Origin of the sequence: Komagataeibacter intermedius TF2 (genome assembly GCF_000964425.1) — a bacterium.
GTDB classification, from domain to species: Bacteria; Pseudomonadota; Alphaproteobacteria; order Acetobacterales; family Acetobacteraceae; genus Komagataeibacter; species Komagataeibacter intermedius.
Window position 1 is genome coordinate 1 of record NZ_BANF01000303.1, and the last position, 1,934, is coordinate 1,934.

Sequence of the window (1,934 nt, forward strand, 5' to 3'; positions counted from 1 at the left end):
TTTCATCCTCGCACATTTCGTGCGGGGGCCGTCCACAACATCACTTCCGAGTAAGACACAGAAGGCGAGAATGGTCGCTCGACCTTCTCAGGTTTCTCCGTCCCCGGTATGAAAATCTGGGCGCCATATTCTATCGAGCTCGCCTTGTAGGAGATGGTTTGGCAGTTCTGGAGGCGCGAAACGCCGTGGCAATTAGATATCAGATATGATATTTTGTACCGGAAAACATGGCATAAGAGATCAAACGTGATACATTACATGTTACCGAAAACAGCGGCTGAGGTGCATGATGAGATAGCGATATCGGCTCGTACGCGCCGGTTGGCAAAGAACATCACGCAGGAAGATCTAGCTGAGCAATCGGGAGTAGCCATAGCGACGCTTCGAAGATTTGAAAACGGGGGTGCTGTGAGTTTGGCAACGCTGCTAGCAATAGCTGAGGCGCTCGGGACACTTGACGCTTTTTCTGATCTTTTTCCCATGCCAGAGGCTTCTTCCCTGGATGAACTGGATGAGTTTAGTCAACTCCGTCGACGCGCAGCGAAGCAGAGGACGCGATGATTGAAAGACTTTCTGTTGCGCTTGACTTCGGTGATGGAGAAAAGCCTCTACAGGTGGGACAGCTTGGCCGGGATCCTGAGCGAAGAAGCATAGCTTTCGAGTGGGATGCCGGATTTGCGGCAAGTCCTCTTCCTCTCTCTCCGGTGCTTTGTCGGTCATATGATCAGTTGTTGAGGCCAAACAGCGGTCGGGGTGCAAGTCTTCCTTCCCTGTTTGAAGATAGTCTCCCAGATGGTTGGGGACGTCTCCTGCTTGATCGGGAAATTGCGGCGAGAGGTATCAGCCGAACCACAATCGGAGATATCGAGCGCCTCGCTTATGTCGGGCGCTATGGTAGCGGGGCCCTGACATACGCCCCTGAAACAGACAGCCTTCCGAATGAGAGCATTGATCTGGGCTGGTTCGAAGAGATCATACCACAAGTGGTGAATGGTGCGTCCGCAGCGGATCTTTCGCGGCTCCGTGTCATGTCCGGTGGCAGTCAGGGCGCGCGGCCCAAGTTTGTCGCGCAGATCAATGATGATATGCATTCCTTGCGCGATCACCGTCTGCCGCTCGCTTCCGGCTGGACTCAGGTATTGATCAAAGGGCGTGCATCATCTGATCCGATCGGGACGGTGGAAGCCGAGATCGCTTACGGCATTCTCATGAAAGAAGCTGGCATCAACGTCTGTCGAATGTTTCCGCTAGAAGGTAATAAAGAGCGATTTTTTGGCACTGATCGGTTTGATCGTCCGGGTCGTGGCCGCTTGCATATGTCCACGGTAGCGGGGTTGCTTGATACCGGTATGCAGCACGGTGTGGTTGATTACGTTGATCTCATCAAGCTTGCCAAACTTATGTGTCGTCGGATTGATGTAGTCGAGGAAATTTTTAGACGTATGGTATTTAACGTGCGGGCATTAAACCGGGACGATCATGTTCGAAATCACGCGTTTCTCATGAATGCGGCTGGTGAATGGTCGCTGGCTCCCGCCTATGATGTGTCGTTTTCTGCGGGCCCCGGTGGCGAGCATTCTATTTCGATCGCTGGTGATGGGCGCCACCCGGGCAAGGTTGCCATCAATAAAGTAGCGCGGATCGCGGGGATTAAGCCTGTTCGAAGGGACAAGATTATTGATGCGGTCGACAGTGCGCTTTGCTTGTGGGAAGAGGTCGCCGCAAATTGTGGAGCGCCTGATTTTCTGATCAAAGAAATTGGCAGTGAAATGGCCATTACCCGCGGATGGAAATGAAATATCGTAGGAGGCTAGTCATCTGGAACTGAAATAAGCATCATTATATGATATTCCTGTCACAATGACGGGAGCAGAACGATGGCGGGACGATAGGCAGGTCAGGTGGTGCTGAGTCCGCAGGCGCGGACGTTTCCT

2 protein-coding genes are annotated in these 1,934 nt (G+C 52.7%); both read left to right on the forward strand.

The features are described 5' to 3' along the window. The first annotated feature begins 258 nt into the window (after positions 1-258). On the forward strand, positions 259-561 hold the full coding sequence (locus tag B7449_RS17195) for a helix-turn-helix domain-containing protein (protein ID WP_025440188.1): 303 nt from the start codon (positions 259-261) through the stop codon (positions 559-561). After that, positions 558-1,796, forward strand: a complete 1,239-nt coding sequence (locus B7449_RS17200; protein ID WP_025440189.1) for a type II toxin-antitoxin system HipA family toxin — start codon at positions 558-560, stop codon at positions 1,794-1,796. The genes B7449_RS17195 and B7449_RS17200 overlap by 4 nt, the downstream gene beginning before the upstream one ends. Positions 1,797-1,934 lie beyond the last annotated feature (138 nt).

Bases quoted from the DNA above. Each gene is read 5' to 3' on its own strand.
- B7449_RS17195 (WP_025440188.1), top strand. From the start codon at position 259: ATGTTACCGAAAACAGCGGCTGAGGTGCATGATGAGATAGCGATATCG.
- B7449_RS17200 (WP_025440189.1), top strand. From the start codon at position 558: ATGATTGAAAGACTTTCTGTTGCGCTTGACTTCGGTGATGGAGAAAAG.